We start from the raw sequence: 7698 nt of genomic DNA on the forward strand, positions 1-7698 counted from the left end.
CAACCCATCCCCGCTTCAAAAAAGAAGGCGAGCCAAAGCTCGCCTGCAACCCTCCCTCGAGGCCGTTTTGCTTCAGTCCTTGACCTTGATGTTGTCCTTGTTCTGCTCGTAAATCGCCGGACCTATCCCCTCCACACGCGTGATCTCCTGCGGCGCCTTGAACAAACCCCGCTCCGCACGGTCCTTCACAATCGCCTCCGCCTTCGCAGGACCCACACCCTTGAGCTCTTTCGCCAGGGTCTTCGCATCCGCCGTGTTGATGTTGACCACACCCGCATGGGCCACACCCACCACCAAACCCGCACCCACCAGCACCGCCTTGAACCACGTATTCATGTCTTGTCCCTCCACTCTTGCGTCTTCTTGCCACGCCCACACCAGGCGCATGCCCACCCTACCCCAGCACGCCGCGCAACACACTTCCCCAATCGGCTAGTCCTCACCCCACCAAACGGATAATTGACGGCAATCGCGCTTTGTGCATTGCGAAAGAGAGTATCTTGGTCACTCAGGTCGCGATATCAGACAACAAGAGCGTAAGAAGCTACGTCGGCGATGTTGCAGTATCGTTTGCTGATGAAAAAAACCGTATGCGGCTTACGACAAGGCCAACCCCATGGATCGATCATCGAATCGCGCATCTGAATTGCTGACCGCGGCGCGCCAAGCACAACAGCGAGGTCGCCCGGACATCGCCGAAAAACATTATGAAGAGATCCTGCGTATTGATCCGGATCACGACGAAGCCCTGGGCTTCGTCGGCACACGAATGGCATTGCGCGGAAATCATCCTGCGGCACTCCGCCTGCTGAAACACGCGGCCGAGCTGAACCCGGACATGGCATTGGCGCAAGAGGGACTCGGCATCGTATGGGTTCGGACCGGCCACTGTGATGCAGCCGTTCAGGCGCTCTCCGCAGCGGTCGCTGCCGAACCACACCGGCATGTCGCCCGACTATTCCTGGGACACGCGCTGGACGCAATCGGTCAGCCACGCGCAGCCGCAGTGGCGTATCACCGAGCAATCACCGAGGCACAAAAACGCGGCTTGTGGATCTCGACAAACAGCACAGCTCCATTCCTTCTAGATGATGTAAAACGGGCGATCGAGTACGTGCGGCGTACACGAAGACAAATCATTGACGATGCGCTATCCGAAATCCGGAAACGTCACGGCTCGGCAGCGCTGGCACGCGTCGAGCAATGTGTGGCCACATACCTCGGGGAGCACGTGATCATCCCCAATGACCCACGCCAGAGGCCCAAGGCCTTGTTCTTTCCCGGACTCCCTACGACTCCCTACTTATCCAGAGAAATGTTTCCATGGGTCTCGGCCCTGGAGGAGGCGACCTCTGCCATCCACGATGAGCTGATTACGGTCCTGGCTGAGCAGGCCAAGGGATTTGAACCTTTCTTGGGCACGAACACAGGGGTATCGCTTAACGGTTATCTACAGAACGATCGTGCCGAAGAACCCGTCTGGGATGCGTTCTTTTTCTACCGACACGGCTTGCGCTGGGATGAAAATCACCGACGTTGCCCCACCACATCGGCTCTCCTGGATTCGAGTCCCTTGGCCCATATCCGCGACCATGCCCCGGAAGTCTGCTTCTCATTACTGACGCCGGGGACGCACATCCTGCCGCACCATGGAGATACCAACACACGTGTCGTGCTGCATCTACCGTTGATCGTGCCTCGCGGGTGTGCGCTCAACGTCGGCGGCGAGATCCACGAATGGCGCGTGGGTGAAATCGTCGCATTCGACGACACGTTCGAGCACGAGGCTTGGAATCGTGGTGAGGCTCTGCGTGTCGTCCTCATTCTCGATGCCTGGAATCCTCACCTGACCGACGCAGAGCGGGAAGCTCTTACGGCAATGGTCCCAGTACTCGGCGATTTCGATCGCGAATGCTCGAGGGTATAGCGCATCTTCGCAAGCGCCGCTGCATGGGCTTTTTCAGGCGGGAGCTTCATCTCCGAGTGCTTCGAGCAACGGACCGATGTGGCGCGCATAGCGGCGCCAGCGCCCGACCGACTGGGCATACATGGGTTGACGTACTTGCCAGCGGCTCGGGGTCAGCACGGCTCGATCATTGCGGTGAAATGCCAAACAGGCATCATCCCAAGGCAAACCCACCACGTCGATGAGTCGGCGAGTTCCAGCTTCTGGGGCCGCAACGAGATCCTCGTAGACACATTCATAGATACGCTCACCGAACAAGCGGCACCAATGCCGCATCAAACGCATGTGCTCCCGATAAAAGTAACCCAGGTCAGCCAGATCGGTCGCAAATCCCTGGTCCAGAGAAAAATTTTCTCCGTAGATGGACACGCATACATCGCGCGGATCGCGCCGGCACCAGATGATCGTTGCTCGCGGGAACATCAAAGCAATCAATCCAGCGTAAAAAAAGTTGAGTGGCGCCTTGTCGATCCATCGCATCGCCGATGAAGGTTCTCGGCGCACCAGGTTCGCCAAGTAGTCGGCGGCCGCTGATTTCAAGACCTGCTCATCGACTACCGATAGCACCTCGGGCCATTTCTGGATGGAACCCGCCCTGCGCGGTAGCTCACGGGCGATTCTGCCTATCTCCGGCAGCTCGCCATAACCGTGGGCCTGTGGATGCGCTGCGATGATTTGCTCGACCAGCGTCGTGCCGCTCCTTGGCATCCCAATTACGAACACCGGCCGCGGATCTGGATCACCCGCGTTTCGCAGACGCTCGTACTGCGCATCGGAGAAAGCTGCAATCGTGCGATCGATCCTGCGGGTGAGACGGTCGCGGTCATATGGCCCGATCTGTTCGCGGCGCGCTCGGTTGGCCAGCGTCCAGATTGCAAATGCCGCATCGGGATCTCGCGCATCGAGTGCCTTCCCCAAACCGAAGCCGACATTGGCACGGTCCTGTGGCGGCCGTCGTGGGTCTTCGACGATGGCGCGAGCACGCGTCAGCAGTTCTGGCTCAGCACGATCCCGAATCAGTGTGAGAAGACCCTCGAGTGCGATCGGCCAATCAGGCCTGAGCGCCAACGCCTGACGGAAAGAACGCTCTGCACCCTCCCGATCCCCTAGATCCTCGGTGAGCTGCGCCAGCCCCATGTGCATCTCGGGAGAATCCGGAACCGCTTGTACCCCGCGGCGATAGGTTTCCAAGCAGCGATGCAGATGTCCGCGCGCAAACTGTACCTCCGCAAGTCCCTGATAGCCCTCGGCGATGTTCGGCTGCAATGCAATGATCCGCTCCCAGATTCTTTCTGCTCCCTCATCATCACCGCACGCCGCCAACGTGCGCGCATATGTCACCAGAGTGGGGCGACGGTCAGGCGCGAGCTGCAACGAGCGCTCGAATGCCTGGCGAGCAGACTCGAGTTCGCGCAAATCACCCAAAAGTTTTCCTAGGTTGTGCCAAGCATCCGGATTGTGCGGTTGCAAGGCCACCAACCGTTCCATGTGGGGCAAAGCTGCCGCAAGTTGGCGAGCCGCCATGAGGACAAAGGCCAGATCGGCGTGGGCATCCGGATGATCCGGCGCCAGACTCACGGCCTGGCGAAGGTATTCGATCGCAGTCGCCATCTGCCCTTGCCGCCAACAGATCGCCGCAAGACCGCGGTAAGCGTCCGCACCACAGCCCGGATCGTTGCACAAGCGGGTAAAAGCAACCCGCGCCTCATTCAATCGACCGGCCTTGAGTTCGCGGAATGCCACATCGAGATTCCGCCTCGACTCCTCGATGGAGATTCCATTCATGGTGATCTACCCGTTTGTCTCGATTCCTGGGTGCGGCTGGCGACGATAGTCCAACCGAATAAGTGATCGCGCTCGATCAACTCGGATACATCGAATACGGAAAAACCCGCTGTCAAAAAATGCTGCTGCCAAGCAACCAGCCCTCCGGCATCGAGTGCGGCATCGACCAGCTCGGCGACACGCAGACGATTGTCGGCCAGATCCGCCCGCAATGCATCCAGTGCGCACTGCGCGGTGGTACCACCTAAGGTAGGGGCAGCTTGCAGTATCGCCATGATCCGCTCTGCGGTATCGCGAAGCAAATCCGGAAACTGCGTGCGCGCACAGCGTTCGTTCAGTTGGGCCATCGCTTTGTTGAATTCGGCACGCGCCTGCTCGGCCTTGGCATGGCCGATGATCCGCTGTCGCACCAACGGATCCGCCGCGGCAATCCACCAAGGCAGTAAGGCGGCAGCCTGTGCCAGCACCCCTTGCTCCGACAGTAGCCAGTCGCAGTGTAAAACCTCCTCGCGCGCGAGCCGGCACAGATATCCATCCCGGTGATGAACCACGGCAGCCACGGTCACGCGTGGCGCCATGACCCTGAAAAGCTCCTGCCAGCAACGCTCGTTGGCGAAATATTCGAGCGCGTACTGGCTGTAAATATGCGTCACACTGGCGTCTGCGAGGGGCAATGCCTGCGCAGATGTGCGCGCGTGTACGTGGACGCGTGCGCGCAGCTCGGCCGGCAGTTGCGCCAGCCAGTGCAGGTCCAAATCTGCTAAATCGACGGCATTGATTGCATCTGGCCACGGCGCTCCGCACTGCACCCACCACTGGATCAGGGAGCCGTTGCCGCAACCCAATTCCAGCACTCGATCGCCGACCCCGACTCTTGCAAATTGCGCGCGCCAGAATGCGCGGGTGGCCTCTCCATAATGCCCTTGGAACGACCCGGCGCACGCATGTCTCGCACCGCTTTGCCAATACCGCGTCCAGGCCCGGGCACGGGAGATCAGCTCCACCGGAGCTTCTGAACCCACCCTCTCATCCTCCATAAAAACGAGAGGGCCCCGCAGGGCCCTCCGAGTGTTACCCAACTGCGATCAGAACCGCTGTGTGTATCGGATATACGGCTGTCTGCCATATTGATCGTAAAGGGCAAAATTGTAATCACGGCCGTCGAGCGCCGACTTCGCAGAAGGCTCCTTGTCAAACAGATTGATCGCACCGACCGTGATCGTCGCGTTCCACGGTGCCGTGTAGGCAACCTGCAGATCGTGTGTGATATAGGTGCCGATGTGGCCGGTGCGCCGGATGCCGCCCGTTCCCGGATCCACGCCGACCGCCTGAGCTTGATCGCCAATCAGGTTGGTGTTCCAGGTGACAGCAAAGTCCCAGATGTCCCACTGCGCCGCGGCCGTCGCACGAGTATCAGGAACGCCGGGATCACCAGTGAGATCGCGCCCGTTGTCGATGGAAAACTCGAGAATCTTGACGTACCGCGCCATCGCTTTCAGGTTACCGAGCTGGCCGAGGTTAAAGCGGAGATTGCTTTCGAAATCGAGGCCGTTGGTCTCGAGCTCACCGGAGTTGGCGAATCCGAACGTGATGTTCGTGATACGGGCATTCGGATTGTACAGCGGATCATCGGGTGTACGACCCCCGCGCTCGACGACGAATGCCGACGGCACCGGATCCCCGACACGCAGCGCGTCAAGGATCTCTTCGGGAGAGAAGACGTCGATGCGGTCGGTGATCTTGATATTGTAGTAATCCAGCGAGAAGTCAAACCATTCGGTCACGTCATAAGCAAAGCCCAGTGAATACTGCTCGGACTGCTCCGAAGACAGATCCGGATTGGAGATCTGCGTGGCGTTGACCTGGATGGACTGGGTACCACCCATGCCGTTCCGGCACGTGTTGGTGCTCGCGTCCCACGTGAAGCCGAAGAACTCGCAGGTCGGCTGGTCGTTGGTGATCGGCTCGGCCGAGAAGGCGGGCTTCTGGCTCAGGATGTCCAGGGTGGGCGCGCGGAAACCCTCCCCCCATGAGGCACGCAAGGTGAGCTTGTCCAGCGGCTGGTAGCGAATACCGACCTTTGGCGAATTGTCGGCGCCATAATCGGAGTAATCGTCGCGACGCACCGCGGCCGTGATCTCCAGATTGCTCAGGACCGGGAACAGGGCCTCGCTGAAGAACGCGCGCACCCTCCGGTCGAGACCGGCCGAATTGCCCGCTGACCCGCCGACATTGCCGGCCTCCGACTGCGCGTCGTACAGATCGGAATAATCTTCTTCCCGGTACTCGAACCCGACGAGCAGCTTGGCCTCGCCACCCGGCAGGCTGAACATTGGCACCTGCACGTCGGTGAACGCTTCACGCGTGATCCATGTGGACTCGCGGGCGGTCGTCGTCTTTGCCGGAGCCACCGCCTCGGGCGGCGTCGCATTGGGGTCACGAAAATCGTAGGTCCCGTTGTCCAGCAGGCTCTGCGCCACCGGCAGCGCGAGGAAGAAACGTCCGGTCTCGAAGTACTTGTACTCGTTGTAGCGAGCACCGACGTTAACATCGGCGATACCCAACACTCTGCCGGAGAAGATGCCAGTCAAGTCGTAAACATTGGCATCGGTCGTCGTGTCACGGTTTCCCAGCGAGGCAAAGCGGTGATACAGGTAGATCGGTGTCGTGATCTGGCCCGGCGTGTATCCCAGCGCATCGAGATCCAGGAACGGATTGTCGAGCGGGACCGTCAAGGGAATATCGTTAAGCGAGGGCGCATAGCGTCCGAAGGACTTCGCACGATTGATGCTGGCGTTGACGGTCATGCGCCAGTCGTTGGTAATTTCATAGACACCACGGGCAAACAAGCCCTGGTTCTGGGTCTCCGCCTCGTCGGCGGCAACGAGATTGAAGTCGTACGCGCACAGCCCTGTTGGCGCGATATAGAACGCCGGATCGGAATTCGGGCAACCGCCTGGAACCGGTGCGTACACGTACTCGTCGGTGACGTTATCGTCGTTGGTATCAACGCCGAAGATCAGGTTGTTCGAGAAAAAGCTGGCGCCCCTCTCCGCCAGCAGGGAGTCGCGGGCAAAAATGATGTCACGGTGAAAGTACGAGGCTCCGACGATCAGATTGCCACGCTGGCCGTTCATCCCGATCGTGACAGACCCCTGTTCGACGTCACCTCCTTTGCGCGCGGTTCCCTGTAGCTGATGACTGATTTCGACGCCTTGGAAGTCTTTGCGCGTGATGATGTTGATCACGCCGCCAATTGCATCGGAACCATAAACCGCCGAAGCACCATCCTTGAGGATTTCGATGCGTTCGATGGCCGCAAGCGGCACCGCATTGAGGTCTTGTGCAGTAGGAGCAAAGGGCGCTTTCGGCGCGCGGCGGCCGTCAATCAGCACCAGCGTGCGCTCGGATCCCAAGCCACGCAGATCGACCGCGACCAGCGACTGCGCCGAGCTTCCCGACTGTGCCCGGAACGCTCCGGTGGAATTGAACACTGTGTTGCGCAACAGCTCGCCCAGCGAGGTAAAGCCGCTGGTCTCGATGGTCTGCCGATCGATAACCGACACTGGCAGCGCGCCCGACATCCCCCCACCTTCAGTAGCGGTTCGATCTAGAGTCCGGGTTGGATGGTAGCCGATGCCAGTTGCCTGGCGTAGGCGCTCGGTGTCAGTCCGCCCAATGCCTTCTTTGGTCGCTCCTCGTTGTACTCCCGGCGCCAGGTCTCGATGACGGTCCGGGCGTGCAGCAGGTGGGTGAACCAGTGTTCGTTGAGGCACTCGTCGCGCAGGCGGCCGTTGAACGACTCGACGTAGGCGTTCTGGTTCGGTTTGCCTGGTTGGATCAGACGCAGCTGCACGCCACGCGCGTGCGCCCAGGCGACCATGGCCTTGCCGCAGAACTCTTTGCCGTTGTCGGTGCGGATCACCTGCGGCAGCCCGCGCGAGCGC

6 protein-coding genes are annotated in these 7698 nt (G+C 60.1%); 1 reads left to right on the plus strand and 5 read right to left on the minus strand.

The window, feature by feature from the left end:
- Nucleotides 1-72 precede the first annotated feature (72 nt).
- Nucleotides 73-336 (minus strand): ComEA family DNA-binding protein, encoded by a 264-nt coding sequence (locus BMZ48_RS12775; protein ID WP_091533435.1) that lies wholly within the window; start codon nucleotides 334-336, stop codon nucleotides 73-75.
- Between the two features lie 280 nt (nucleotides 337-616).
- Between BMZ48_RS12775 and BMZ48_RS12780 the strand changes: the two genes are divergently transcribed.
- Nucleotides 617-1927: an aspartyl/asparaginyl beta-hydroxylase domain-containing protein gene (locus BMZ48_RS12780; RefSeq protein WP_091536004.1), complete on the plus strand. Its 1311-nt coding sequence runs from the start codon at nucleotides 617-619 to the stop codon at nucleotides 1925-1927.
- Between the two features lie 33 nt (nucleotides 1928-1960).
- Here the strand turns inward: BMZ48_RS12780 and BMZ48_RS12785 are convergent, their stop codons facing one another.
- The 4 genes from BMZ48_RS12785 to BMZ48_RS12800 form a co-directional block, all read right to left on the minus strand.
- Nucleotides 1961-3751 carry a tetratricopeptide repeat-containing sulfotransferase family protein gene (locus BMZ48_RS12785; protein ID WP_091536006.1) on the minus strand — a complete coding sequence of 597 codons (1791 nt, stop codon included), beginning with the start codon at nucleotides 3749-3751 and terminating at the stop codon, nucleotides 1961-1963.
- Nucleotides 3748-4830 carry a class I SAM-dependent methyltransferase gene (locus tag BMZ48_RS12790; protein ID WP_143383705.1) on the minus strand — a complete coding sequence of 361 codons (1083 nt, stop codon included), beginning with the start codon at nucleotides 4828-4830 and terminating at the stop codon, nucleotides 3748-3750. The genes BMZ48_RS12785 and BMZ48_RS12790 overlap by 4 nt, the downstream gene beginning before the upstream one ends.
- Before the next feature lie 6 nt (nucleotides 4831-4836).
- A complete protein-coding gene (locus BMZ48_RS12795) occupies nucleotides 4837-7335 on the minus strand; it encodes a TonB-dependent receptor (RefSeq protein WP_091536010.1) in 2499 nt (832 codons plus the stop codon).
- 26 nt (nucleotides 7336-7361) lie between these two features.
- The coding region (locus BMZ48_RS12800) for an integrase core domain-containing protein (protein WP_143383639.1) at nucleotides 7362-7698 on the minus strand (337 nt) is incomplete at its 5' end.

It is taken from the genome of Fontimonas thermophila (assembly GCF_900113085.1).
In the GTDB taxonomy this organism is placed as follows: domain Bacteria; phylum Pseudomonadota; class Gammaproteobacteria; order Nevskiales; family Nevskiaceae; genus Solimonas; species Solimonas thermophila.